The sequence below is a fragment of the Mucilaginibacter aquaedulcis genome (assembly GCF_030409325.1).
Classification (GTDB): Bacteria; Bacteroidota; Bacteroidia; order Sphingobacteriales; family Sphingobacteriaceae; genus Mucilaginibacter; species Mucilaginibacter aquaedulcis.
Genome location: NZ_JAUFPR010000002.1, coordinates 2,100,415 through 2,127,237, shown reverse-complemented (window position 1 = coordinate 2,127,237; position 26,823 = coordinate 2,100,415). Strand labels below are relative to the sequence as shown.

Genomic DNA, 26,823 nt, shown 5'->3' with positions numbered 1-26,823 from the left:
CCGCATACAAAAAACAAAAGCCCCGGTATTACCGGGGCTTTCTGTATAAATTAAAGATTTGATGATCGAAGCAAATTAAACTTTGCCGATTTCCTGAACCAGGTCAATCAGTTTGTTTGAATAACCCCACTCGTTATCGTACCAAGATACAACTTTAACGAAGTTATCATTCAGAGCGATACCAGCTTTAGCATCAAAAATTGATGTACGTGCATCACCTTTAAAGTCTTCAGATACAACATCATCTTCAGTGTAACCTAAAATACCTTTTAAGTCGCCCTCAGAAGCTGTTTTCATAGCTGCTTTGATATCTTCATAAGTAGCACCTTTTTTAAGGCGTACAGTTAAGTCAACAACAGATACGTCGGCAACCGGAACACGGAATGACATACCGGTTAATTTACCTTTTAATTCAGGGATAACCAAAGTAACCGCTTTAGCAGCACCGGTTGATGAAGGGATGATGTTTTGGTAAGCACCACGGCCGCCTCTCCAGTCTTTAGCCGATGGGCTGTCAACTGTTTTTTGAGTAGCTGTAACCGCGTGTACAGTGCTCATTAAGCCTTCTTCAATACCAAAGCTATCATTCAATACCTTAGCGATAGGAGCAAGGCAGTTAGTAGTACATGAAGCGTTTGATACGATAGTGTGGCTTGCAGATAATTGTTTGTTGTTAACACCCATTACAAAAGTAGGGGTATCATCTTTAGCTGGTGCGCTCATAACTACTTTTTTAGCACCGGCATCAATATGTTTTTGAGCAGATTCCTGAGTTAAGAATAAGCCTGTTGATTCAATGATCACCTCAGCACCTACTTCACCCCATTTAAGGTTAGCAGGGTCTTTTTCGGCAGTTACACGGATAGTTTTACCGTTTACAACCAAATGTCCGCCTTCAACGGCAATAGTGCCTTTGAAAGGACCGTGAGTTGAATCGTATTTTAACATGTAAGCCATGTAATCAGGCTCAACAAGGTCATTAATACCAACAACTTCAATGTCGGGTCTTTCAATTGCGGCTCTGAATGCCAGACGGCCAATACGGCCGAAACCGTTAATTCCTATTTTCATGATTTTTTAATTTTTATTTGAATAGTAGGTTAATAAATTATTTATAGGTTCTTTTATGATATTAGCTATCTGCAAATTGGCTTCGGCAGCAGCCTCATGTAAATGTTCCTGAAAATTTGACGCCACAGTACCTGCAAAATGAATAGAGGCATCCGGGTGTTGCTTTGATAAAGGTAGCAAATATGTTGAAATTAGCTTGCTAAATCCTTTTTTTATGACGTTTTGGAGATGATGGTCATCGCGGTTTTCCATATAAAAGTCGGTAAACGAACTTAAATACAGCGCCGGTTGTTTTTGGCGATACACTTTTTCAAGCAGTGTTTTACGCTCCACATCGTACTTATGAACAAACTTCTTTTTAAGGTTTGGCGGCAGGGTTTCGTTCATAAAACCTTTAAGCAACTGCCTGCCCAGCCAGTTTCCTGAGCCTTCATCGGCCAGTACATAGCCAAGGCCGTAGTTATTGGGCTGTACCTTTTTACCATCATACCAGGCCGCGTTTGAACCGCTGCCACAAATACTGATAATGCCCGGCGAATTTTTACAGCAGGCAATTGCCGCAGCTGTAATATCGTGGTCAACCATTACCCGGCCAAATTTAAAAAAGGCCGAAAGTGCATTATGAACAATTTGCTTACGCTCGGCAGATGAGGCACCCGCGCCAAAGAAATATATTTTTCTTATTTGTTCGGCGTGGTGTATGAGGTTGATATTCTTATTAAGGAGTTGCAGGATGTGCTTTTCGTCGTTAAAATAAGGATTGATGCCATTGGTTTTAAAAGAGGCCACAATGCGGCCCTTATCGGCCAGGCGCCAATGTGCAAAATACGATCCGCTATATACAACTGCAATCATTTATTATATCGATAATATATCCGCCATCTGTAAAAGATCAGCCTCCAGCTTAAACTCATGGTTGTTCAGCGCATCATCTAAACTGGTAAGCAGGATATGATTTGCCTGCAAACCTACCATTTTTTGGCTTTCGCCGGCAATCAGCGCGTTTACAGCTGCAAAACCCAGACGACTACCCAAAATACGGTCAAAGCTTGATGGACTGCCTCCTCTTTGCAAGTGGCCTAATATAGTTACTTTAACATCGTAGTCCTTAACTTCTTGTTGTACGGCTTTGGCTACATCATACACGCCACCGTTTTTATCGCCTTCGGCTACTATAACGATACTTGATGATTTTTTGTTGGATTTGCCTTCCTTCAGGTTTTTGATCAGATCTTCAAGAGCGGTTTGTTTTTCAGGTAACAAAATCGCTTCGGCACCACAGGAAATACCCGCGCGTAAAGCAATAGCTCCCGAATCGCGACCCATAACCTCAATAAAAAACAGGCGATCATGCGCATCGGCAGTATCACGTATTTTATCAATAGCCTGGATAACAGTATTTGTTGCAGTATCAAACCCAAGGGTATAGGTTGATCCGTACAGGTCATTATCAATAGTGCCCGGTACGCCCATAACAGCAATGTCAGGGTATTTTCTTGAAAAACGCAGTGCACCGGTAAATGTGCCGTCGCCGCCAATAACTACAAGGCCATCAATACCGCGTTCTTTCAAATGCTTGTATGCAATGGCCATACCTTCATCTTCTTTGAAAGGTAAACAGCGTGCTGTTTTTAAAATGGTACCACCTAAGTTAAGTATGTTGCTTACCGAACGCTTGTCCATATCGTACATGTCGTTCTCAATAAGCCCTTTATAGCCTTGCCTAACACCAACAACTTCAATGCCGTTATATAATGCTGTTCTAACAACTGCCCTTATGCAGGGGTTCATTCCGGGGGCGTCGCCACCGGATGTTAAAACAGCAAGTTTTGAAATTTTATTCATCTTTACGTCAATAAATTCGTGGTACGAAGATAGTGTGTGTAAATTACACCATTAAATTTTATTTATTTTTTTTTGGTTTAGGAATTAAGCACATATATTTAGGCAAATAAACTTAAATCCCCGTACAATTTTGGAAGTAATGCTACCCAAGTTTGATTCCGTATTCTCTATTGACTGCGTAATTTTTGGATTTGAAGCCGGAGAGCTTAAAATTTTGCTTATTGAACGTAACGAAGAGCCCTATAAAGACTGGCTGGCCTTGCCCGGTTATATTGTTGAGCAGGACGAAAGTATTGATGACGCAGCCGAACGTATTTTGTATGAGCTTACCGGCTTAAGGGATATGCACATGCAGCAGTTTCACACTTTTGGCGAAGTGAACAGGCACCCGCAGGGTAGAGTTATCACCGTAGCCTATTATGCCTTGATACGTATAAACGGACAAAAGGAATTACGGCCGGTTACACAGTATGCCAAAAAAGCGTTCTGGCACCCGGTTAACGAGTTACCCAAACTGGCATTTGACCACAGCCAGATATTTAACACCGGTTTTAACAAAATACGCAGGCGCCTGCATTACCAGCCTATAGCTTTTGAGTTACTGCCCGAAAAATTTACGCTTACCCAGCTACAGTCACTTTATGAAGCGGTTTTGAATAAAAAACTGGATAAAAGAAACTTCCGCAAAAAAATGCTGAGCTATGGCTTTTTAAAGGAGCTTGACGAAAAGCAAAAAGGAGTATCATACCGAGCCGCGAAACTGTACAAGTTTGATAAGCGCAAATATGGCAAGATATTCCAGGGCGAAATGAACATAGGATAGTGTAGAAGAGGCAAGAAATTAGAGCCAAGAATTAGGAGATCATCTATTAAATAAAACGGAAAAGGCCCGAAGATTAACTTTCGGGCCTTTTTTTATCTTGATTCTTGACTCTAATTTCTTGCTTCCCTTACAAAGAGCTTGGAGAAAGTTCAAGGTGATATTTTACCAGATTATCTATAGGTGAGCGAATGATGTTGCCTACTTTCATGCCATTTTCGCTTACTACTTCTTCTAAAACGTTTCTGAAGTTGTAACCAACAGAACCGATACAGTTAAAGCTGTATTTTTGGTAATCAGGGTAGTGTGTTACCAGGTTACGGAAAAAATCTTCAAATGAGGTACGCACCAGGTTGCGTGAATATTCTATATGAACGTTATTATCATAAACAAACTTGCTGAAGCTTGCGCAGAAACGGTTTGCACGCGGCTGGGTGTATACTTGCTCATTGATATCATCAGGAGTAAGTTTGTAAGTTTCCCAGAACAGGTTACGTACAGGCTCAGGCATGTAACCACGCAGGTAATCGGTCAGTAATTTTTTGCCTATATAGCAACCACTGCCTTCGTCGCCTAAAATATAAGCACCAGAGTCAATGTTCATAGCTACATCTTTACCATCATAAATACAGGTATTGGTACCTGTTCCTAAAATGGCTGCAAAACCTTCCTTGTTACCTAAAAGGGCACGTGCGGCGGCAAGCAGGTCATGACCAATGTTCACTTTTGATTTGGAGAAAACGACTTTCATCGCGTCTTCAACAATTTTGCGCATTTCGGGCGTTGAACAGCCTGCACCGTAATAATTTACTTCGGTTATTTCATCCTTCTCAAGGTCGGTTGGCAAACTTTCATTTAAAGACTGTATGATATACTCCGTACCAGAAAAATAAGGGTTGTAGCCCTCAGTGTTAAAATACACTTTTTTACCTTCTTCGGTAACCAGACACCAGTTTGTTTTAGTTGAGCCACCGTCAGCAATTATGATCATAAATTAAGTTTTATTATAAAATAAATTGGGTTAAAAGTAGGATTAACTTATTGTAAAAAAAACACTTTCTATTTAAAAAACTAAAAATGCGTTTTTTAAGCTAAAAATACCTTCTTTTTGTTAAAAAAATGCATCAGTCGTCAGAAATCTGGTGTGTTTTATTAAAAAACGTCTGATATTAACAACTGTGTGATTTACATATAATTAGCTAATCGGCAAATAAATTAAACTTATCTGCAATTGTACGTAATGTTAAATAATTTAACAACAATTATGTATATACAAATTAAAGTAGACTGTATTTAACAATTACAAAAATGATAAAGAATTGTTAGCAGGAATATGCGTTATTTTCGTGCCGGGCAAGTTTTCTTTTAACCAGCTGGCCATAAATTCCGATCCGGGCTCTTCACTGGCAATGTGGCCAAGTACAATTAATGAAAGTTTATCACCTTTAGTTTGCGCATCACGAACGTATTCAGCCGTTTCCCATTCCTGTATTTCGCCGCATATTAAAACATCGGGTTTGTATTTACCCATGGCCTGTATTTGCCGGGTACCTCCGGCAGCGCCCGGCATCAGCAATATTTTTTTGCAGTTCTGGTTAGGGTCGCCAATATACCTCACCTTATTAATAGAAAGTTTTTGTTTCACATGCTGAATGAGGGCACCTAAAGAAGTATCAGGAAGCATCAATATTTCGCTTGCCGAAGCATTGTAATAGCTTTGCCAGTTAAGTTGTTTTAGCAGTCCCATTCTAACACCATCAGGATTTAGTCTGTGAATATGATCATGATTTCGCCACACCGCAATATTGTGTTGCTTTAGCAGATCGGCTTTGTAGCGGTAAACATCGTCATTGGCCAACCATGCGGTTTCGTCCTGGTGATTATAAAAAGTAGGTTCGTGAGCAATGATAAAGTTTGCCCCAAGTGCTATAGCCTTTTTTATTACCTCAATAGTAGCAAACATGGTAGTTACAATGCCGGTAACTTTAATATCACGGTTCCCAGCCTTTAACGTATCAACCGTGGGGTTTATGGGGCCGCCCGGTACCTTGCTGATGAAAAGATCCATGATCTGCCCTACGGTAATATCAACCTTAACGTGAAAAAAATCACTTGCCCTGCCTGCCAGTGGTGATGCTAATAAAGCGGTAACGCCGGCGGTTTTGCTTAGGTTGTAAATAAATTTCCTCCGAGATTGTTCTTGGCTCAGGTAAAATTGTTTTTGGGGTAAACTCATAACTTTTTAGGTTTAACCAAATATAAAAAATGATTGTATGTGTTTATGTTATATTGGTATAAAGCGGTTGATGTAGGTTATAGTTGTACCACACAAATTATCTGCAATAAAAAAAGCCCTCCTGATATCCAGAAAGGCTTACTATTCCAGTGATCTCATCAGGATTATTTAATGTTTTATTCAATTATATCAAACTTGATTTAAATTTACATTAATAAACTGATTATCAACTATTTAATTTGTTTTGGCTATCAATTATACTCAACTTTGAAATAGTTAAGTAAACAACAAATTGACAGTAATATTGACAGCAAATTAAAAATGGCAACCGTAAATTTTTATCTCGACAAAGCCGACAAAAACGGCCAATCTTTTATTTTAATGACTTACTTAGCTAATGGTCAGAAATTCAGACATTCTGTGAAAGTCAAAATCTCACCTACGATGTGGTTAAAATCTAAGCAGCGTCTGAAAGTGAAGCAACAGGATCATGAATATTTAAACGCTCACCTTAATGCCCTAGAAGAAATCATTACGAAGGCGGAGAGGGAATGTTTGTTAAACTACAGTACGCTTAATTTCAATTTTATAAAGCAACGGTTTAATGACAGCCTAAACAAAACGAACGAAAGAAAAACACTCGCTCTATATTTTCAGGAATATATAGATTCTTCAAAAGGTAAAATTACAGATGGTACGATCAGACATTATATTACTTGTCTTAATCACCTTAACAAGTTTAGCAAAAAGAAACGCTATGAGCTAACTTTCGATAGGATTAACAGTACTTTTCATGATAGCTTTGTTTCTTTTCTTACAGAGGATTGCAAGCTCTTAAATAACACAATAGGTAATTATATCAAAATCATAAAATCATTCATGAATTTTGCTTTTGATAATGGATATAATAAAAGTAGTCAGGATTATAAAAAGTTCAAGGTATTTAGGGAAGACGGTGAATTAATTTATCTGTCAGAGGCAGAACTATTGAAGATCTATGATTTAGAACTTACAAGCACCAAATTAAGGGTGGTAAGAGATAATTTTTGCTTTGCTTGTTTCACTGGATTACGGTATTCAGATATAACCAAACTGCAACAGGAAAATATTAAAGATGAATATATCGAAATCAAAACTGAAAAAACAAGGGACTTTTTAAGAATCCCCCTCAATGACTTTGCTAAAGAGTTACTATATAAAAATGGAGGGTTACTACCAAAACTATTTTCAAATCAGAAAACGAATGCCTATTTGAAAGAAATAGCAAAACTGGCAGAAATAGAAGAAAAAATCTTAATTATAAAATATAGAGGAGTTGATAAAGTTGAATTTTCAGAGCCTAAATATAATTTTATCACTACTCACACTGCGAGAAGAACCTTTGTTACCCTTTCATTAGAAAAAGGAATGAGGCCAGAAACAGTAATGTCTATTACCGGGCATAAGGATTATAAAACATTTAAAAAATATATAAAGTTAACAGATAAGGTTAAGATGTTAGAAATGAACAATATCTGGTCAAGGAAACTACGAATAGCATAAATTTAAGTTAGTGTAATTTGATAAATTAAAGTAAAATATTACATTTGAAATCTAATGCCTTGCTATTAAGGCTCATTTAATGACAGGTATCCTGTCTATCATTATTCAATTAAACTTAAACAAGTTAATTCGATTTTAATTCTCAAACGGCAGTTTATTTGGCATTAGTTATTTAGGACAACTAGCTTATAACGATTATTTAAACTATTCGTTTGTGATTTACCTAATGTGTTAATTAAGAACACTAAAAATAAAGAACCTCCTAAGCGCAGGAGAGATGCGCCGATTTTAGAATTCAAAACAAATGTTATCAACTAATCAAGAAGCAATCATCAAAGATTTAAGAGTGGATGTGAAATTCCTTTATTTAGAAAAGATCCTTAAAGATTATGTTAAAGAAGCTTTAAGGGAATACTTAAATGAACAAAAGAAGTTTGAACAGCAAAAAAAGCCTCTGATGACCATTGACGATATTGCGAGAAGATTTAAGGTTACGAAAGCAACTGTTCATAATTGGATGAAAAAAGGAAGTATCGCGGGGCAGAAATTTGGGAAGAATAGATACTTCACTGAAGAAGAAGTTCAAAGCTCAATGGCTAAATATGGTTATTCAGAACAATGGAATAAACAGGAAAATGGCTAACTAACACCCTGCCCCATGTCAAACGCATGGGGCTTTTTTATTGACAAAAAGATCTTTTTTACCATAATTACGATTAGTCAAATTGGTGTAAATAAAAGTATAAATAGTCCCGTCGATGGAACTCAATGTTCCGTGTTACAGACTTGGAACATTTAAATATAAAATCTGGAAGCAATAAAAAACTCATTTAACTAAATCCATCTTTCAGCAAAGGTAGCCTGCGTATTTTAAGACAAGCCCTACGGGTTTCCAAAAGACTACGGCATAAACGCTCAAGGCCATACAAATAATTAATTAGGAGGCTTGTTTGCACTGCCTACGCAATGACAATTTCGCTACGCTACATTCCCATTTTTTGGCCAGCACAAGCCACCGAATTAACTATGGCCATTTATTCCGTTTCCTTTTGGAAATCTTAAAAGTCCTGCTTTTTGTTGCTTAAGATGGTTTTGTCAGAATAGTACGTATTAGAGCATTTAGAGTTCGGCATATTGTTTTTTAAGCCACTTAGGAAACTACTCTAAAGAAGTATGCTAAATAATGTGATATTAATAAGTAGCCAATATAAAGTCATTAAGCTTAAAACGGGATAGCTTTCGCATCAATATTTTGTCCTTAAAGAGTTTAACAAGGCATACAAAAACCAATGAAAAAAATTTGATTCCTATTATTTCACAAAGAAATTTCTTAAACAAGTTTCATGTGTAAACACGTAAATAATGAATAGCGTTTTAAGAGAGGATATAATTACATGTATTTACATATTTTGAATCTATATAAGTGAAAGGAAGACTATTAGTAAAAATGTTTCGGATTTAGATCTTCAAATATTTCAAAAATTGTCTTAAATATTTCACGCAAATCATCCCAGTTCGAATTAGAACCAATCGTGGCAATAGAATTCTTAGCAAATGCGACTTTATCGTAGAACCGTAATTGAAGTTCTCTTTTGTATTGAATCTCTCCCTGGTAGGCTTTACAACTTTCAATATATCCTTTCCAGTGAACAGGGGTAAAATCTTTTTCATTTTTTAGAATATCCTCACCCAAATACATTTCTATGCTACCAGCTAACCCATTAACATCCATGTAAACCAATCCATTTGGCCCTACAGTTGGATAATTTTGAGCACTTTCCAAGTAAGGATAATTCATGATTTTAAAATGTTGGGGTAATCTTAGATTTATTAAACTTCTTTGAGCATCCTTAGCCGCTGTGTCGTTGTCAAATATAAATATCATTCGATTTGATATTCCTGCGCCAGCAAAAGCTTTAACCATATTTGCAAGTCCGCCAGCACCTCCTTCTTTATTGAACGATGAAAAATCAAAAAAACTATAAAATCTTTGTATTGCTGGATATAGGAGTTTTAGTGATGGTTCGAGAATCGATATATCAGTAGAGCCCTCAGTGATTAAAATTATCTTTTCAAATTTGGCATCACTAATTACGTTATCACAATCATTCCCTAAATAACCACCATTATACAATTCTGTAAAGTCAAATGATATTTGACTATTTCCATTCGAGCAGATTACTACGAAGAGCAATCCAAATAGATAGGAGTTAAAAGGAAGGGAAAGAAGTAGATCTCCATTTAATATACTAAACGTTAAATAATTTTCAATACTGTTAAAGCATTCCGATTCGCTGATTATAATCTCTGAAAATCCTTCAGAGAGTAAATACACAAGTGAGTTTCTAAGCTTTTCTAAAGTCAAATTTTGCCAAAAAAACAACTCAATATGTGTTTTTTCTTTAAAGTTATTATCATCAAATGCGTAACAATCATTAATTAAATCATCTACTTTATCAATGATAAACTTTTTAAATTGAGTTTGTAAATTGACCTCGGTATAGCCTAATATTTTTAATCGTTCATGGATAAGAGAAGATTTTGCAACTAACCAATAAGTTTCATAGTCGGTCCTATGGGTCACCAAATTTCTATCTTCGTCGACATAAAATTTATGGATATTTTCTCGGGAAAAAATTAAACTTAGGAAATCGGGCGCGTGATTTTGGCAGGACAGTAGATTTATGTTTCCGATAGCCAACTCACCATAACTACTCATTATTAATTACATTTAGGTGAAACAATACATTTTCAGTCAAAGATACAGAACGTTGACATGTAGAACCGGTACAAGATTGTAAGCACTTTAGCCTAAATAAATAAAAAATTATTTATCAAATGAAAGCTTTGATCAAAGGAAACAGAAAGGCAACACCGCTAATTATTGTGGTAACAGTTTGATTCTGTGTAGATATAGGGTCACCACTAATAATAAGATTTTTAATATTTTCATTCGGAGATAATTCCATATTTTGATTTGAAAATTGATTCATTAGATACATTTCTTTGAGGCTTGTATAATATTCCTTTGTCAAATAAAGAGGTATAGTAATTATACACCAAGTTAATCCCCAAAAAAGATGCAATATAATCGCATGTGGCATATAACGGTAATCATGATTGTCATGAATCATAAGCCAAAAATGAAAAGTATAAAACCCAAAAGATGAAGCTAGCAGAATAGATGAAATCTGCCATTGTTGGTAGATAAAACGCAAATTTCTTGAAAGCTTCAAAAAATATGATTGACTAAAATTTTTGTTTTTAGAATAAGCTAAGTTTAAATTTTGCGAATGACCGAGCCATTTACAGAATATATAAGCCACTAAGAGGATTGAAATTAAAGATTGAATTTCCTGCATGAAAAAACCAAGCTTACTTACATCAAAATTGTTTGCCGAATAAATAACTCTGTTGATATTGCCAATATCCGTATTTCTTAACCAAGTAGGCCATCTTGTGAATATGATTAGCAAAAAAGTATATCGAAAAAAATCCCTAATACTTATTCTAAATTTAGAATTCAATTTTATTAGAAAAGCTAAACAACTTAAACCAAAATACGCAAAGGGCCATAAAATTAAAAGTCGGCTTTTCGGATAGTAAGGAGCTATCTGTATTGAAGGCCCCATCTTCAATTTGTCAAGAATTATTGAGGATTTGTAAATCTCATCGATTTGCTTAGTCGATAAATTTTCATTCGTATCAGCTAAAGAGGTAAATAAGATTCTTTTTCGATGCTCAAGAGCCAAATTGAAATCCCTATTTTTAATATACTTAGCTTTTATTGACGGATCAAGCTTGTTGACGATGTCTTTTTCCCAAAACGTATCATTCAAATACATAATAAAACCGGGTAAAAAGACCCCAAGCACCACACAAATTAGAGATAAGACAATTATTTTTTCTGTAAGAGATAGTTTGTTCTTCATGATCTATTAATTAGATATAAGAGCTTAATTTATTCTTTAACAGATAATTATCTAATAAAATTAACTAGTATTCATTGAAAAATAGTTGTTTTGGTCAAAATAATTGAGAAACAATTGAAATAAAGTATAAGACTTATACTATGTTAATTCTCTTTTTGAAGGTTAATTATTCTTGTCAAAATCATAAGGCTACGGTATAAGGTGGTAGCGATTATGATTAAACCTAATATATTTGAATAGAACAAATACTTGCTAAATAATTCGCTCAATAATAGCTTTAACGAAAACCCTAACACGGAAATAAATACTAAGGAATTGATACAGCCCTTCAAAAGCCCTGTTGTTTGATAATACAGTCTTGTAGAAAAAAAAAGATCAAATAGAGGAATATCCTCATTCTGCGAGCCATTAGGTATTTTTGCACCTGTTTTAAATGTAATCAATACAGTCAGTAACGTTAAGACAAATCCTCCTAATGTTAATGATATTGTTGACAAATCAGTTGTTGTTGATAAGCTACTATTTGAATTCGGCAAATTAAAATATCCTCTCTGATTTAGCCAAAAAAACAATGCGCATACTAAAGTACCGATCAAATAGTCATACAATAACGGCCGTTTGAAATAATATTCTATCATGAGTGAAAAGTTTCAATAAATTTATCAAAGTGGGCTTCTATTAAATGATAATATTTTGTGGTAGTCATATGTTCTTCTCTATTAATTTGAACGCTGATTTCTCTTTTACCTTTTGTCAGATTGAAAGTTTCGTTTTCACCATCCTTATTCACGAACTTAATCTCAAATTCGTCAAATTGATCAATATGAAAAGGCTTCGCTTGGCACTTTTTCAACAAGTTTATTATGAATGTGTTCGCTTCCTTATTTAGGTGCTCACTTTTAACTTTAGCCCCAGGTGTTTGAAACATCGCTTCAACACGAATGAAGTTGGGTTTTAATCTGTTCCCCATATTTGAAAAGTCTGATATAAAACCTCCTTTTATGTCGTCATCCATTTGAGCTATACTTTGAGGTCGTAGTTTAATCTCAAAATTTAATACATTGTGCAAATGTGCAAGTGTAGTATCGATAGGAGCATATAAGTATGTTGTAGTTTGACACCCCCTTGCAAGCCTCATTTCTTGAGCAAGACTTCTAAAATAAAATTCAATATCACTAATTCGAGGACCGTCATTATTAAACTGCGCACAGATTATTGCAGGACTGACACTGTAGTCGATATAAAAATGAGTTAATTCAGCAATCAATCCTGTGGCTTTGTTAAAGGGGACTAACTCAAAGGTGTCCTTGGGTTTTACCATTAATGATTTGTCTTTTAATAATGCCATTGAGCATTTGAATTTATTAGTCCTTGCAACTCTTACTGGATTATTCATAAACATCTCACGTCGTTCCATTTCTGGCTTGTTTTTATTCTTATCAATAGCATATGCTTTACCTTGAAGATGTTCCTTATTAAGGAAATTTAAAACATCAAAAAGAATATCATTCGTTTTCTGTTTAGGAGAATCGACGTATGGTAAAAAATTTATTTTATGTAAGTAAAACTTCACTTCTTGTGAACTTTCAAGCACTTCGGATTCGGTTGACATTTGATAGATAAGGGTTAATTGTTCACAAGTTCAGATAAACTATTAATAATTACAAAATTTAATACAAAATTAATGAATCACACTTTAGGCAATGTGCATAACTTAGATTATTCAAAATGCAGGTTAAAAAACGACGTTAAGTAAAGCATTCATACTCTTCACAATGCACTTTATAACTCATTCGATAACAATAACATAATGAGAAGATTTACAATTCAATTCAAAGAGAGTATTGCATTTATCTACTCATATCCGTTATGAAGTGGCAATGATCAAAAGATTAATGAAAGAAAAAAGATTTCATAACAACCATGCCCGTTTTTAATTTGTAGGAGTAGGCGAACTTAAATTTGAGTATGTGTGATTAAAAATATGTGACATTCGGGACAGAAGTATTGACTTGAACTTTTACCTTACCTATTTGAAAATATCTTGAATCAATTTTTTGATGACTTGATGTTCAAGCTTTGCTGCAATTGGTGACACGTTATCTTGTCCATCTTTCCAGTGCATGCCTTCATTATAAATGATACCAAGAAAGTAATGGGAGGAGGGTGAAGCAACACCTAATTCATCGGCTTTTTCAAGTTTGTCTTTTGTCATATTAGTACTGAGGAATGCCTCTTTACCTTCATTACTTTGAAGTTTGTTATAGGCAATCTCTTCAATTTTAACTCGAACCGCACCACAAACGGCAAAGGGACAAAACGCCCTACCATTGATGTAATTATCAGCTTCCTTGTACAAAAACTTATAAAAATTATCGGATTCTCCCCAAAGTTCGGCTATTGTCAAATTCCTAAATTCCTGTCTTTTGTTAATAAAAAATGGACTATAGTGAAGTAAGTACTTGGCAACATCATCTTTAATGCTTTGATTATTACGGTTTCTAAGCAGTTTGGTCAGATTGGCATCGACCTGCATATTAGATTTGTCCAGATAGTAGACTTTCTGATCTTTGAAAGCAAAATTTTTAAAGTAATTCGGATTTAGATGTGTTAATATTAAAGGATAGATTCGTCTACCGGCTTTTGTAAAATGATCTATAAATTTTGTAATGTAATACTGTGCTGCTGTTAGATTTGCATCGTCCAAGTAATCAAACACTTCGTCAATAATTAAAATATTTGCGTCCTTCTTTAGTTTGGTGGTCGCTTTAAATAGCATTGAGATAAAAGTCAAAATGTCTCTTTGACCATTAGATATATCAATTGCTTTTGGGAATTTTACAAGCAGTTTATTGTCAGATTGGGATGATTTAATACCTTTCCAAGTAGCGTTGAAAGTTGAAAGGATGTCATCAAAACGTTTTTTTTTCAGTTTATATTGATTATATGAAGCTGCTGATTTAAAGTTTGCAGGGTCGTTGTTGTATAACCAAACAAGCTGAATAGCTAATAAATACGATTTTGCTATTGAATCAATCCCGATATCGGACTTGTGAATAATCATTGCAATAGGATTAAGGTATTCAATATCGTTTAATTCAGGTAGTTTGCTAGCTTCAATCCAATCGATCAAAGCAGGAGCAGCTCCCATCTGTAGATTTACGTCGTTGATAAAGGAGTTGATTTTATTTTGGTTTGTTTTGTTGTTTGAGCGACTTAATGAGGTATACTCGGAAGATAGTTTTGTAATAAGTATCAAATCATTTAAAGCAATATTAGCATTAGGTAGTACTTTGGAGTTTACACCAAATCTTTCCTGAAAAGTTCTAAACTGGTAATTAAATGAAATGTTCTCCGGAATTCTGTCTACTATTACTATGTCATTAATAGCAAGTTTTGCCGTTGCACGACCGTACTGACTTCCAATTCCTTTTGGTCTTATTTGGTTGTTAATTACAAAATAATCAAAAGTATCACTAATTGTATTACTTGTTGAGTTTGCTTCAAGATTTTTAATACTACCATCAGGCGCTTCATATTCAATAGAAATCTTAGGTTGCATTGTTATGTCAGATCTATAATAGTCTTCTTCATCTAACACAATTCTATTGTTATTCATTGACTTAAAAGCAGTTGCAAAAGAACTTTTGCCAAAACCATTAGGCGCAACCAATAAACTTGGCTTATTAGGATAGATATTTAAGGAAAACGTTCTATTATAAATACCTTTCACATTTTCTATCACAATCGTTTTTAACATTGGGAGTTACTTTTTTGAGTTTGATTTAGAAATAAAGTATTATGATTGCTCATTATGCTAAAAGATAAGGAAATCTATTTGTCGTTTTATAGACTTCAAAAGGTATGGACTTTTGTTTATATAGATATTGGTACGAGCTTGTTTTGTTGATAGAGAAAGATAATATTAGGTAATTGAATGATAGCAGTTTTTTCATCACTTTGTGATAAGTTTAATGGTTAAACTAAAGTACATCAATTTTCGATTAATGTAAAATGCTTGTTAGGTGGTTTCTACCTGAAATAATTGAGAAATTTAAATATTAGCTATTATCAAATTATGTCAAGTTTACTATTTTTGATTCACACACAAATTGACACCTAAAAGCAATAACCACCTATAAATACTTGGTTTAAATGCAGTTATTTGATAGTTAAATGAAGCCGGATGTATTACGATTTTGAAACAAACTAACTTAATACCTTACAATTGCATGCTTTGATTATGACTTGTTTCTAAGTATTTAATCACCGAAATTGCACACCTAATTATTTAATAGATAAAAAAGATTATATTGTAATCCACCAAATTTTATCTAATTTTATTGACAGTACTACTGAAGTAAAAATAAAAAATACTTGTAAGTATCTAACTTACAAGTATGATCTGATGTTTCTAGTAGCCCGTTGGGGAATCATCTCATTCGCCATTACGATATTCATCTTCCTGATTACAATTCTTTGCAATTAAATTTACAAATAGACTCCTATCAATGTCATCAAACAGGCATGTTAGTTTTCTTGATAAGAATTGTATAAAAAATATTTATCATAATAAACTAAATTTTACTTATTTTTATTGACAGTATCTTTGACAGCAAGAAACAAAAAAGTCCTGTAAATCGTTGATTTACAGGACTTAATTTAATTACTTCGTGATCTCATCAGGATTCGAACCTGAGACCGACAGATTAGAAATCTGTTGCTCTATCCAGCTGAGCTATGAGACCATCGCGATTTTTTCGCGGTGCAAATATGCAAAATTATGCTGAAATATCAATTATCTTTTTGCTAATTGATTTTCAAATCAAATGTTGTACTCTTTAAAGCGTCCAATTGTTTATAAATATTTCAGAGTTTTTAAGCTATTGAAAACTGTAATAAGTGTCTGGCTATCATTCCCAATTCCCCTCACCCAAGCTTCTCAATATTAACTTTTAAGTTATAGGATTTTATTTTTAGTGAACTATTATTCACACTGTTATACAACTTCGGTACGTTTTTTTGTGCAGTAATTTCAGAACCAATCCATTTTGCTATTATTATTCAACTTTATCACTTAGCAATAGCAATATGTTCCGGATTTTTACTCGTTTTATCAGATTTCAAATAATCTTTGCCATGCTTATGCTCGTCATTCCCGGCGTTGCATTAGCCGGATTTAGCAAGGCAAAAAAAATCGATTCTTTTACTCCTGTAAATATTGCTTTTTTGCCTTCAACTTCAACAGCACCTGCCGGTTACACACCAGATAACGGACTGGCTTATAGTACCTCCAAAGGCTATGGCTGGATAGATCCAACTACAAAGGCTCCCAAAGATATGACCCTGAACATGGCTGTCAGAACGTTGAGCGCTGATCAACGCTTGCGGGGAGTAGTGCAAATGCAGGCAACAAACAAGGGGCAATCGCCAGGTAACTGGGAATACGCATTGCCAAATGGAACTTACCGGGTAACAGTTGGCTCGGGCGATGATAGCTACTATGATAGCGACCACCAACTTAATGTAGAAGGCTTTCCAATAGTATCAGATTTTGTACCATCGAGTTCAAAAAAACACCTGATTGGCGTTGCCGTAGTGCAGGTTACAGATGGTAAACTCACTATCGACGCAACTGGCGGTACAAATACTAAAATAAACTACATAACCATTGCCGCCGCCGATCCAATAGCCGACGCGGTAGCACCAACTGCCAGTTTACGTTTAGCCGGAACAGTAAAATTATCGGGTGCATATGACGGGCAGGCCCAGGTAATACTTAATGCCAATGATGCAGGCTCTGGTCTTACATCATTGCAATATGCTATTAATAATGGTGCCTATACCAATTACCTTGCTCCATTTACTATCACCGCAGCAGGTAATTACAGCATAACAGTTAAAGCTGTTGATGCTAATAATAATCAGTTGGTAACCAGCGCCACCAGTTTTACCATTGCACCTGCCGGGTTTAAAACAGTCAATATTGCTTTTATTCCTTCTTCGGCGGCCGTACCCACTGGTTTTACCGCGGATAACGGACTGGCATATAATACAACTAAAGGCTACGGCTGGATAGACCCGACCACCAAAGCACCTAAAGATATGACCCTCAACATGGCTGTCAGGACGTTAAGCACTGACAAAAAGCTGCTTGGCGTAGCCTCGTTACAGGCAACCACTAAAGGCCAGTCGCCGGGCAACTGGGAATATGCGATACCAAATGGAACTTACCGGGTAACAGTGGGCTCGGGCGATGATAACTATTATGACAGCGATCACCAGCTTAATGTAGAAGGCTTTCCAATTGTGTCAGACTTTGTACCATCGAGCTCAAAAAAACACCTTACTGGCGTGGCCGTTGTACAGGTAACAGATGGTAAACTAACCATCGATCCAACCGGTGGTGCAAATACTAAAATAAACTACATTACTATCGCCGCTGCTGACCCAATAGCCGATGCCGTAACACCAACTGCCAGTTTGCGGTTAGCCGGAACGGTTAAACTATCTGGTGCGTATGACGGGCAGGCTCAGGTAATTCTTAGTGCCAATGATGCCGGCTCGGGCCTTACTTCGTTACAATATGCTATTAATAATGGAGCTTATACCAATTATCAGGCTCCTTTCAATATTACCACAGCCGGTAATTACAGCATAACAGTTAAAGCTGTTGATGCTAACAATAACCAACTGGTAACCAGTGCCACCAGTTTTACAATAGCCCCTGCCGGATTTAAAGCAGTCAATATTGCTTTTATACCCTCTTCTGCAGCCGTTCCGGCTGGCTTTACCGCGGATAACGGGCTGGCATATAATACTACCAGCGGCTACGGCTGGATAGACCCAATCACCAAGGCTCCTAAGGATATGACCCTTAACATGGCCGTAAGAACGTTAAGTACAGACAAAAAACTGCTTGGTGTAGCCTCGTTACAAGCAACTACCAAAGGCCAATCGCCGGGAAACTGGGAGTATGCGCTTCCAAATGGAACTTACCGTGTAACGGTAGGCTCGGGCGATGATAATTACTATGATAGCGACCACCAGCTTAATGTGGAAGGTTTTCCAATTGTATCAGACTTTGTGCCATCAAGTTCAAAAAAACACCTGATAGGTGTAGCCGTAGTGCAGGTAACAGATGGTAAATTAATTATCGATCCTACAGGTGGTACAAATACTAAACTAAATTATATCACCATTACTGCAGCTGATCCGATAGCTGACGCGGTAGCGCCAACAGCAAGCCTGCGATTAGCCGGAACGGTTAAAATTTCAGGTGCGTATGATGGCCAGGCCCAGGTAATACTTAGTGCCAATGATGCAGGTTCGGGCCTTACTTCATTACAATATGCTATTAATAATGGAGCTTATACCAATTATGTGGCTCCATTTACTATCACCACTGCAGGTAATTACAGCATAACAGTTAAAGCTGTTGACGCCAACAATAATCAGTTGATAACAAGCGCAACTAATTTTTCCATTACACCCAATGGCTTTAAAGCAGTTAATATCGCTTTTATCCCCTCTTCGGCAGCGGTTCCGGCTGGTTTTACCGCGGATAACGGGCTGGCTTATAATGCAACCAGCGGTTACGGATGGATTGACCCAACCACCAAGGCGCCTAAGGATATGACCCTCAACATGGCCGTTAGGACGTTGAGTACCGACAAAAAACTGCTCGGTGTAGCCTCATTGCAGGCAACCACTAAAGGCCAATCGCCGGGTAACTGGGAATATGCTTTGCCAAATGGTAAATACCGGGTAACAGTAGGCTCGGGTGATGATAATTATTATGATAGCGACCATCAGCTTAACGTAGAAGGTTTTCCTATTGTGTCAGATTTTGTGCCGTCAAGCGCAAAGAAACACCTTACAGGCGTAGCCGTGGTGCAGGTAACAGATGGTAAATTAACTATCGATCCAACAGGCGGTACAAATACTAAATTAAACTATATTACTATCGCCGCTGCCGACTCTGTTAAAGATACCACACCACCAACAGCAGGTATGCGATTAGCAGGTGTGCTTACCAATACAGGAGCTTATGATACCCAGGCTCAGGTTTTTCTTAATGCTAATGATGCCGGAACAGGCCTTAGCTCGTTGCAGTATTCCTTAAACAATGCGGCATTTGCAAATTATACGGCGCCCTTTACTATCACCACACCCGGTAATTATAGCATGGTAGTAAAAGCTGTTGATGCAAATAACAATCAAACTACTATAAACCCAACAGCCTTTGTGGTTGCGCCTGAAAATTTGAAGGGCTCATACATGTACGTTCAAAATATGGACGGCTTCCCGGCAAATGACAGGTTATTATTCTCGTTAATACAACAACCATGGCGCCGGACAGATCCGGATACTACACCATATAACGCCAATCATGATAGGGTAAAACTCCGGATAAATAACAAAGGGATCGGAAAATTAAAGATATCGGGCTTAACCTTATCAAACACTGCATCGTGGAAAATTGTATCAATAGGAACGGATACCACCGCGACTTTGCCTGTCAGAATATTTCCGGAAAATTATGTAGATATCACCATTCAGTTTAAAGCTAAGGATGCCGGAACGAGATTAGCTATTCTGAATGACACGTTAACGGTACTAAGCTCTGACAGTATAGCGCCTGTAAAGAAAATAAAGTTGGTGGGGTTGTGGCAGATAGCGGGTGAAAGCACGAACGAACCTTATGCCCAGCAAGTAGTTACCTCTTTTGGCTTTACAAGCGTAGTAGGATATGGGCATGATGACAATGGCAATAACGGAACAGGAAGGGTACCCAGCTCGAGCGAAGTATTGCAATCTTATTTTGTTATAGCTGATCCAAGTAAACCAGTAACAGTTAGGCAAATGGTTGCCTATCATGGTTGTTGTGCTGCTACAGAATCGTTTAAATATTTTGCTAAGGGATCAACCAAATTAACTACGCTGTTTACCCATAATCCACTGGATGGGCAATCTGTTTTGCCGCGCCTTCAGGGTTCAACAACCGCGCTTGCGCAGGGTTCCTTTACGCCAACAGGTTCATTCGGGATACAGATTGGATCATCATCATCAGACCGGACTAAAAACTTTCAGGGCTTAATAGGTATACGCTTCCTGAAAGCCATGGATGGTAACGGGAATATTATACCAAACGCATATATTTTAGATTGCGATTACCTGGGTACGCCATTTACCAACTATGACTACCAGGATAATATGTACTATGTAGAAAACATAAAACCGGAGTCGGGCTCGCTTCATTATTCGGATCTGGCTGCCTTGCCAACTTCCGATATGAACTTTGGCGCTGCCATGACGGGGACTACTACCACTGTTCCAATAACCTTAAAAAACACCGGCATGACCTATCCGGATTCGACAACTGATTCGCCCATTACGATCAAAAGCGTTCAGATAGTTGGGCCCAATGCTGCCGAGTTTGCTATTGGTACATTAAAAACAAATAGCCTGGCCATACAAGCCACCACTCCGTTAAACGTGAAGTTTGTACCAACCAGTGTGGGTATTAAAAACGCGGTATTATTGGTTAATTACAACAGCGCATCTTCTCCGCTTCGTATTCCGTTGTATGGTATAGCAAATAATTCATTATCAACGGTAGGCCTGGTAAAACGTATCAAGGGAGGTTCTGATGTAGCTGTAACCATAGCAGGTAAAGTTTATGAGGCTGATAAAAGTTACAGGCAAGGTTCTATTAAGTTAGATCAGCAGGTAATTGCCTCTCCAATAGCTGCAACAGATATCGACTCATTGTACCAAACCTATCTGTCGGCAGCTGCAGATCTGGCCGAAACAAGGTATGCGATTCCCATTCCTAATGGCGACTACATGGTACGTATGTTCTTTACGGAGAACTACTGGACAGCGGCAGGGCAGCGTGTGTTTAGTATCAATATGGAAAACCAGCCGGTGTTAACCAATTTTGATATATATAGTGAAGTTGGGTACCGAAGCGCGATAGTTAAGGATTTTAAGACTACTGTTACTGATGGGTCGTTAGATATTAAATTTGATCCTACTGCCAACCGGGTTGGTATCTGTGGTATCGAAATATATCAGGTGAATGGTGGTCAGCCTAATTTAGCGGTAGTACAGCAGAACAGGGTTCTTGACCCGCAGGCTACCAATACGCCAAAGAAAATAACGGTATATCCAAATCCGAATACGGGCAGTTATTTCTCGGTTAAAATAGACGGGTTCAACAAAAATGATAATGTAACGCTGATGGTTACCAGTATGATGGGCAGACTACAGCAAACACAAAAGATCATGACCGATAGCAATGGCTCGGCAACGGTTTCGATAGGGTTAAGCAATACTTTAACTAAGGGAATTTATATTATAAATACCCGATCCTCGTCGGGAACTACGGATACGAAATTTTTGGTTCAGTAAAGATCGGGTAGATTTCATCGACCAATAATTAGTTGGAAAGTTCATAACACGTTAAAATACTACCGGCGATGGTTGATTTTCCCTGATGCTAATTGTTGTTTGGCGACCTGAAGGAAACAATGCTATCAATAAGATAGTTCCTAAAAGTAACCAACTTATCCAGTGATAATAATCAACCGAAAATTTTAACTGGGCCTGTACAAGCATACTTTTGTTTAAAAGTCCGGTAGCTATTTTAGCAGCCTGGTCTGGTGCCACGCCCTTTGCCGTAAGTGCCCCCTGATAGCCGGCTAATTTTTGTAGGGCCAAAGGGTTAAGTGAACTTACGGCATCCTGAAAACGATCAAGGTGAATACGTTGGCCGTAAAGCTGGAAAAAATTAATAAGTGCGATACTGGAACTAAAGCCCAAAAAGCGAACGAAAATACCCACCGCCGAACCTGTATTTCCAAATTGAGCAGGAACTGCCGATACTAAAAAAAGAATGATCGGAACCATCAGCATTCCGGCACCCATCCCTTGCAGCACTAAGGGTATGATCAAACTGGCGGTATCAACCTGTGTGGTAAAAAGGAAGGTCATCCAAACATGAAACACGAGTAGGATCATGAATCCGCAAATAAATATTAACCGGGTGGGCCATTTTAAAAGAATAAGTCGGGATGCAATGATGACACTGATAATGATGCCACCTATATTAAAAAGTAGCAGCCAGCCAATATGTATAGGATCAAGACCCAGCACGCCACCCATAAATGAAGTAGTGATCCCAAAGGAGCCACGAACGATGTAGAATACAAAAAGTAACAGCGCCCCAAATATAACTTTTGGGTTTTTAAATGCCTGAAGATATAAATATGGCCGTTTAAGGCTAAACTGCCGGATAATGAAAATGGCAAAAAGCAGGGCTATGGCTATAAGCCGGTAAGTGATCCGCTCATCATCCAGCCACTCGTATTGCTGCCCGTAGATCAGTACGTAACCGATAAGGCACAACCCAATTGAATAGATGACAAAGCTGGCCCAGTCAAGCCGGTATAAAGGCAGCTTTTTATTTAACCTAACGTTATTCATGATCAAAAGCATCAGTACCGCACCCGGTAGGTATGAGTATATGGCACATTTATAAACTACCTCATAATCAAATGCATCTATGATGTTAGCGGTGAGCAGCGTGGTTAAAGGCACCACGCACAGCAATACACAATATACTATGGAGTAGCCAATTTCTTTTGAACGCTCGCTATGCAGTTTGCTGAACATCAGTGTGAGTGTTATGCTCACGGTACCACAGGTTAGTAAGCCCTGAATATAGCGCATGGCTAACAATAACAGAAAGGAGTGGGTGAGATAGCACAGGTAACACGTAATGGTCAGCAAAATAACGCCTACGAGCAGGTATTCCTTACTGGCGATATACTTAAAGAACCGTCCTTCCAAAACAATAAAGCTGGCCATGGCTCCGTACAAAATGATGAGGGAATATTGAACATCGTTAGGGGTGATGCCGTAATAACCTGCCGCCGCATTCACATTACTCACTGATAGGGCGAAGAGAACAATGCCGGGCAATACCACTATCAGTAATGCAAAGCGTATAAGCCACTCCGGAGCCCATGACTTAAAAACAGGAATTTCACCACTCATGATCTGGTCCCCCTTTTATTCACCCGTACACTGGCGTTCATGCCGGCGCTTAATAATCCTACAACGTTGCTGTTGTCGGTGATCTTGATCTTTACCGGAATACGTTGTGCTATCTTCACAAAGTTTCCGGTGGCATTATCCGGAGGTAGCAAGGAAAACCGTGAACCGGTAGCAGGTGAGAAAGAAAGCACCTCACCACGGATCTTTATATCCGGATAAGCATCGGCAATGATCTCTACCTGTTTGCCGGCCTGTAAATATTTTAACTGCGTTTCCTTAAAGTTGGCTACTACCCAGGTTCCTGTTTCCTGGTCAACAATAAAGGCTAAGGTTTGTCCCACCTGTATCTGTTGGCCGGGTTGTATAGTGCGCTTGCCCATTTTACCATTATATGGCGCGGTGATCACAGAGTAAGAAACATCCAGCTGGTTACGTTGCAGCATCAGTTCGCGCCGTTTGATCTCGGATAGCACCGGGGCTATCTGCGATTTACTATCATTTACTTTTGATAATGATGCCTGGTAATTATTCAAGGCAGCCTGATAATCAGACTGGGCTACCTCCAGGGCGCTTTGAATGTTTTCTAATTGCTGTTTGGTGGCCGATTCTACATCGTAAAGCTTTTTATAGCGCTCATACTCCTGTTGCTGACGGGTTAACTTAGCTTTGGCAGCAGCAATTTGCGCACTGTTCACCTCTGCTATTTTTGACGCGGTTTGCACATTGCTTTCCAACACGCTTACTTGCGATTTCGCATTCTGTAAGCCAGCCTCGCCTTCTTCGCGCTGCAAGGCATACTCACGGTTATCAATGATCAGTAAGGTGTCGCCTTTTTTTACCTGCTGGTTTTCCTCATAGCGGATCTCCTTGATATAGCCGCTCACCCGGGCGGTTACCGGGTTAATGTATGATTCTACCTGGGCATCGTTGGTTTCATCGTAATTATAAAAGTTGTATATGGTAATAATTCCCCATACACATAAGGCCAGAGCAATAATGCCGGCTATCCAGGCGGTTATCTTGGTTATCAGCCTGTCTGTTTGCGTGTAGTTATGTTGCTTGTTCATTTTATAGGTTCCCGGTAATGTTTTGTAATTGAAAATATTGTAGTTGTGCTGCTATTTCTGCTGCGGCAAGGTCAAAACGGGTTTGTAGCAGCTGTGTATCGGCATCTAAAAGATCGGTGATCAGGGAGGTTTGGTTAAAGTAAGTATTGCTTACTATACGCCTGTTCTCTGTAGCTTGTTCTATATTGGTTTTACTTACCTCAACGCGGTTTAGCGCTTCGTTAAAACGGCGGTATGCCTCATCTACCCGTTGGTTAATATTATCCTGTGTTGCAGCGTGTTCAATTTCCTGGCTCTCATATTCCAGTTTGGCTACCTGGGCCTTGTGGCTGTTATGGTAAATGGATGATATGGAAAAGGATGCTTTGATACCACCCATGCCAATACCATACAGGTAGGGAGAATAGGGGTATAGGAAGATTTGCGGATAGCTATATTTATACATACCGAACAATCCAATTTTAGGGGATACATTGGCCCGTATATTTTTAAGCTGTAATTTTTTTAATTCTGTTTCCTGTTCAGAGATCCTGATCTGGTAGGCATTACTTCCTGCTGCCGACAGATAATCCTGATTTGACTTTAAATGAAGAGAATCTAAAACGCTGGTTCGGGTTGGCACAATGCGTTGATCTTTAGGCAACCCTATCAAAATGTTTAACTTTTCGTTAGCAATAGCCAGATCATTATTGAGCTGAACCAATGATAGCTGCTGTTTTGAAAGCTTTAATTCGGCCCGGAGTACGTCGCTTTTCAAGACTACACCATTTGTTTTCAGCGCTTTGATTTGTAGTAATTGCTTTTCCTGTGCTGCTATGTCCTTGAGCATAAGATCGCGGAAAATGATGGTACGCTGCATGTCAAGATAATATGCCGCCGCCCGGAGTTTGGTTTCAGAAAGGGTAAGGTTCCGTTGCTCGGCTGCTATCTTGTTTTCTGTTTTCCGGGCAGCAATTTCAATATTAGTTTTATTGCCATTGTACAGGTTAAAGTAAACATCAGCACCAACGGTGTAGGTGCTGTGCAATACCTCAAATTGTGAAGGAGAATGAAATATACCGTTATCATATACCGGCATATTGGTGATCCGTGCATATTCACCTTCCACATTTATTTCCGGAAGCCTGTCGGCTTTGGCGTCCTTTATTTGTTCGCCGCTACCCTGAAGCTTCAATTCTTTTATCTGAACATCCCGACTATGAACAGCTTGTTCCCACACCTGCGTTAAAGTAAGGGGCAAGTTGGATACAGAATCGACTTGTAAAGGGTTTCCGCGGCTTACCTGACCTGAAAATAACAGGGCAAGTATGATTGATAATGTATAGTGCGATTTCATTTTGTATTTGGTTGATACAAAGTTCGCCGGTCTGTAAAAATTAAATTTTAACTATATTGCCAAATGTTTATTCATTCCTGCCAAAATGATTAACGCAACTGATTTCCTGATCGCTATTGACCGTATTCCTGAATCGGTGTATGTGATGCATGAGCGAAACGAGTTTCTGCTGCCCCAACATGCGCACCAAAAAGGGCAGCTGATCTATATTGAAGGTGGGGTAGCTTATATTCACCTGGTAGAAAAAACGCTGATCATTCCGGCAAGGCACTACGTTTGGATTCCGAAGGGAATGAAACACTACATAGAAATGCACAAATCGGTGGTCATTATATCGATTTATTTCTATGCAGATGACGATGATCTGCATCCCTTTTTCAATAAGGGCGGGATTTATCCCATTAATGCCTTATTAATGCAAATGCTATCATACACCACCCGATGGGAAGGGCATATTGTTCCGGGCGACAAGGCCTTTCCTTTCCTTGCTGGTATAAAGAATATTTTACCTGACATCAGCAGGAAAGCACTACCCATTGCTGTACCTACCACCGAAAATGAACGGATGCAGCCAGTGATCCGGTACATTAATGATCATCTTTTTGAACCGCTTACGCTAGCTGAGCTTTGCGATAAAACCGGTTTTAGTGAACGCACGCTGGCAAGGCTGTTTAAACAAACCATGAAAATTTCCTTTTTGCAGTACTTCAAACTATTGAGGATGATCAAAGCGATAGAAATGATGCTGCAGACAGATAAATCCATGAGCGAAATAGCGTATACCCTGGGTTATAATAATTTATCTGCTTTTAGTAATATATTCTATCAGCTTACCAAAACACGTCCGTCTGACTTTGCCAGGCAATTGCAACTGTAAGCTGAATTGCTAATTGGTGAATAACATTTCGCTT

At 38.0% G+C, this 26,823-nt stretch carries 18 protein-coding genes and 1 tRNA gene; 5 read left to right on the top strand and 14 right to left on the bottom strand.

What is annotated here, in order from left to right:
• Positions 1–75: 75 nt before the first annotated feature.
• The 3 genes from gap to pfkA are packed head-to-tail and all read right to left on the bottom strand — an operon-like array spanning position 76 to position 2,916.
• Positions 76–1,071, bottom strand: a complete 996-nt coding sequence (gap, locus tag QWZ01_RS13175; protein ID WP_290323823.1) for a type I glyceraldehyde-3-phosphate dehydrogenase — start codon at positions 1,069–1,071, stop codon at positions 76–78.
• Between the two features lie 6 nt (positions 1,072–1,077).
• Positions 1,078–1,926: a hypothetical protein gene (locus QWZ01_RS13170; RefSeq protein ID WP_290323821.1), complete on the bottom strand. Its 849-nt coding sequence runs from the start codon at positions 1,924–1,926 to the stop codon at positions 1,078–1,080.
• Between the two features lie 3 nt (positions 1,927–1,929).
• Positions 1,930–2,916, bottom strand: coding sequence for a 6-phosphofructokinase (gene pfkA, locus QWZ01_RS13165; RefSeq protein ID WP_290323819.1), 987 nt, complete (start codon positions 2,914–2,916; stop codon positions 1,930–1,932).
• A gap of 130 nt (positions 2,917–3,046) precedes the next feature.
• On the opposite strand from pfkA, the gene QWZ01_RS13160 reads away from it, so the two are divergent.
• Entirely contained in the window at positions 3,047–3,739 is a 693-nt protein-coding gene (locus QWZ01_RS13160) for an NUDIX hydrolase (RefSeq protein ID WP_407940722.1), read from the top strand.
• A gap of 127 nt (positions 3,740–3,866) precedes the next feature.
• Here QWZ01_RS13160 and QWZ01_RS13155 read toward each other — a convergent pair whose 3' ends face one another.
• Complete coding sequence (locus QWZ01_RS13155; protein ID WP_290323815.1) at positions 3,867–4,727, bottom strand: N-acetylglucosamine kinase; 861 nt, start codon at positions 4,725–4,727, stop codon at positions 3,867–3,869.
• Between the two features lie 309 nt (positions 4,728–5,036).
• A complete protein-coding gene (locus tag QWZ01_RS13150) occupies positions 5,037–5,972 on the bottom strand; it encodes a Nif3-like dinuclear metal center hexameric protein (RefSeq protein ID WP_290323813.1) in 936 nt (311 codons plus the stop codon).
• Between the two features lie 321 nt (positions 5,973–6,293).
• Here QWZ01_RS13150 and QWZ01_RS13145 point away from each other — a divergent pair, with 321 nt between their 5' ends.
• Complete coding sequence (locus tag QWZ01_RS13145) at positions 6,294–7,514, top strand: site-specific integrase (RefSeq protein WP_290323811.1); 1,221 nt, start codon at positions 6,294–6,296, stop codon at positions 7,512–7,514.
• 304 nt (positions 7,515–7,818) lie between these two features.
• Complete coding sequence (locus QWZ01_RS13140) at positions 7,819–8,157, top strand: helix-turn-helix domain-containing protein (RefSeq protein ID WP_290323809.1); 339 nt, start codon at positions 7,819–7,821, stop codon at positions 8,155–8,157.
• Between the two features lie 795 nt (positions 8,158–8,952).
• On the opposite strand, the gene QWZ01_RS13135 is transcribed toward QWZ01_RS13140, so the two are convergent.
• From QWZ01_RS13135 to QWZ01_RS13110, 6 genes are all read right to left on the bottom strand, one after another.
• A complete protein-coding gene (locus QWZ01_RS13135; RefSeq protein ID WP_290323807.1) occupies positions 8,953–10,233 on the bottom strand; it encodes a HEPN/Toprim-associated domain-containing protein in 1,281 nt (426 codons plus the stop codon).
• A gap of 115 nt (positions 10,234–10,348) precedes the next feature.
• The gene (locus QWZ01_RS13130; RefSeq protein ID WP_290323805.1) at positions 10,349–11,446 is read right to left on the bottom strand and encodes a hypothetical protein; all 1,098 of its coding nucleotides are present in this window, start codon (positions 11,444–11,446) and stop codon (positions 10,349–10,351) included.
• A 143-nt stretch (positions 11,447–11,589) separates the two neighbouring features.
• Positions 11,590–12,084: a hypothetical protein gene (locus QWZ01_RS13125; protein ID WP_290323804.1), complete on the bottom strand. Its 495-nt coding sequence runs from the start codon at positions 12,082–12,084 to the stop codon at positions 11,590–11,592.
• Entirely contained in the window at positions 12,081–13,058 is a 978-nt protein-coding gene (locus tag QWZ01_RS13120; protein ID WP_290323802.1) for a hypothetical protein, read from the bottom strand. Before QWZ01_RS13120 ends, QWZ01_RS13125 begins: the two co-directional genes overlap by 4 nt.
• 417 nt (positions 13,059–13,475) lie before the next feature.
• Positions 13,476–15,206 (bottom strand): hypothetical protein, encoded by a 1,731-nt coding sequence (locus QWZ01_RS13115; RefSeq protein WP_290323800.1) that lies wholly within the window; start codon positions 15,204–15,206, stop codon positions 13,476–13,478.
• A 914-nt stretch (positions 15,207–16,120) separates the two neighbouring features.
• Positions 16,121–16,194 (bottom strand) — tRNA-Arg (locus tag QWZ01_RS13110).
• A gap of 391 nt (positions 16,195–16,585) precedes the next feature.
• Between QWZ01_RS13110 and QWZ01_RS13105 the strand changes: the two genes are divergently transcribed.
• Complete coding sequence (locus tag QWZ01_RS13105) at positions 16,586–21,862, top strand: OmpL47-type beta-barrel domain-containing protein (protein ID WP_290323798.1); 5,277 nt, start codon at positions 16,586–16,588, stop codon at positions 21,860–21,862.
• Between the two features lie 51 nt (positions 21,863–21,913).
• Here the strand turns inward: QWZ01_RS13105 and QWZ01_RS13100 are convergent, their stop codons facing one another.
• The 3 genes from QWZ01_RS13100 to QWZ01_RS13090 are packed head-to-tail and all read right to left on the bottom strand — an operon-like array spanning position 21,914 to position 25,912.
• Positions 21,914–23,509 (bottom strand): MFS transporter, encoded by a 1,596-nt coding sequence (locus QWZ01_RS13100; RefSeq protein ID WP_290323796.1) that lies wholly within the window; start codon positions 23,507–23,509, stop codon positions 21,914–21,916.
• Positions 23,506–24,576, bottom strand: a complete 1,071-nt coding sequence (locus QWZ01_RS13095) for an HlyD family secretion protein (protein ID WP_290323793.1) — start codon at positions 24,574–24,576, stop codon at positions 23,506–23,508. The genes QWZ01_RS13100 and QWZ01_RS13095 overlap by 4 nt, the downstream gene beginning before the upstream one ends.
• A gap of 1 nt (position 24,577) precedes the next feature.
• Positions 24,578–25,912 carry a TolC family protein gene (locus QWZ01_RS13090; RefSeq protein ID WP_290323791.1) on the bottom strand — a complete coding sequence of 445 codons (1,335 nt, stop codon included), beginning with the start codon at positions 25,910–25,912 and terminating at the stop codon, positions 24,578–24,580.
• 85 nt (positions 25,913–25,997) lie between these two features.
• Here QWZ01_RS13090 and QWZ01_RS13085 point away from each other — a divergent pair, with 85 nt between their 5' ends.
• Positions 25,998–26,789 carry a helix-turn-helix domain-containing protein gene (locus QWZ01_RS13085; RefSeq protein ID WP_290323789.1) on the top strand — a complete coding sequence of 264 codons (792 nt, stop codon included), beginning with the start codon at positions 25,998–26,000 and terminating at the stop codon, positions 26,787–26,789.
• Positions 26,790–26,823 lie beyond the last annotated feature (34 nt).

Coding starts and splice junctions, on each gene's coding strand:
- QWZ01_RS13085 (WP_290323789.1), top strand. CDS start 25,998: ATGATTAACGCAACTGATTTCCTGATCGCTATTGACCGTATTCCTGAA.
- gap (WP_290323823.1), bottom strand. CDS start 1,071: ATGAAAATAGGAATTAACGGTTTCGGCCGTATTGGCCGTCTGGCATTC.
- QWZ01_RS13125 (WP_290323804.1), bottom strand. CDS start 12,084: ATGATAGAATATTATTTCAAACGGCCGTTATTGTATGACTATTTGATC.
- QWZ01_RS13155 (WP_290323815.1), bottom strand. CDS start 4,727: ATGATCATAATTGCTGACGGTGGCTCAACTAAAACAAACTGGTGTCTG.
- QWZ01_RS13130 (WP_290323805.1), bottom strand. CDS start 11,446: ATGAAGAACAAACTATCTCTTACAGAAAAAATAATTGTCTTATCTCTA.
- QWZ01_RS13090 (WP_290323791.1), bottom strand. CDS start 25,912: ATGAAATCGCACTATACATTATCAATCATACTTGCCCTGTTATTTTCA.
- QWZ01_RS13135 (WP_290323807.1), bottom strand. CDS start 10,233: ATGAGTAGTTATGGTGAGTTGGCTATCGGAAACATAAATCTACTGTCC.
- QWZ01_RS13115 (WP_290323800.1), bottom strand. CDS start 15,206: ATGTTAAAAACGATTGTGATAGAAAATGTGAAAGGTATTTATAATAGA.
- pfkA (WP_290323819.1), bottom strand. CDS start 2,916: ATGAATAAAATTTCAAAACTTGCTGTTTTAACATCCGGTGGCGACGCC.
- QWZ01_RS13120 (WP_290323802.1), bottom strand. CDS start 13,058: ATGTCAACCGAATCCGAAGTGCTTGAAAGTTCACAAGAAGTGAAGTTT.
- QWZ01_RS13150 (WP_290323813.1), bottom strand. CDS start 5,972: ATGAGTTTACCCCAAAAACAATTTTACCTGAGCCAAGAACAATCTCGG.
- QWZ01_RS13095 (WP_290323793.1), bottom strand. CDS start 24,576: ATGAACAAGCAACATAACTACACGCAAACAGACAGGCTGATAACCAAG.
- QWZ01_RS13170 (WP_290323821.1), bottom strand. CDS start 1,926: ATGATTGCAGTTGTATATAGCGGATCGTATTTTGCACATTGGCGCCTG.
- QWZ01_RS13100 (WP_290323796.1), bottom strand. CDS start 23,509: ATGAGTGGTGAAATTCCTGTTTTTAAGTCATGGGCTCCGGAGTGGCTT.
- QWZ01_RS13145 (WP_290323811.1), top strand. CDS start 6,294: ATGGCAACCGTAAATTTTTATCTCGACAAAGCCGACAAAAACGGCCAA.
- QWZ01_RS13140 (WP_290323809.1), top strand. CDS start 7,819: ATGTTATCAACTAATCAAGAAGCAATCATCAAAGATTTAAGAGTGGAT.
- QWZ01_RS13105 (WP_290323798.1), top strand. CDS start 16,586: ATGCTTATGCTCGTCATTCCCGGCGTTGCATTAGCCGGATTTAGCAAG.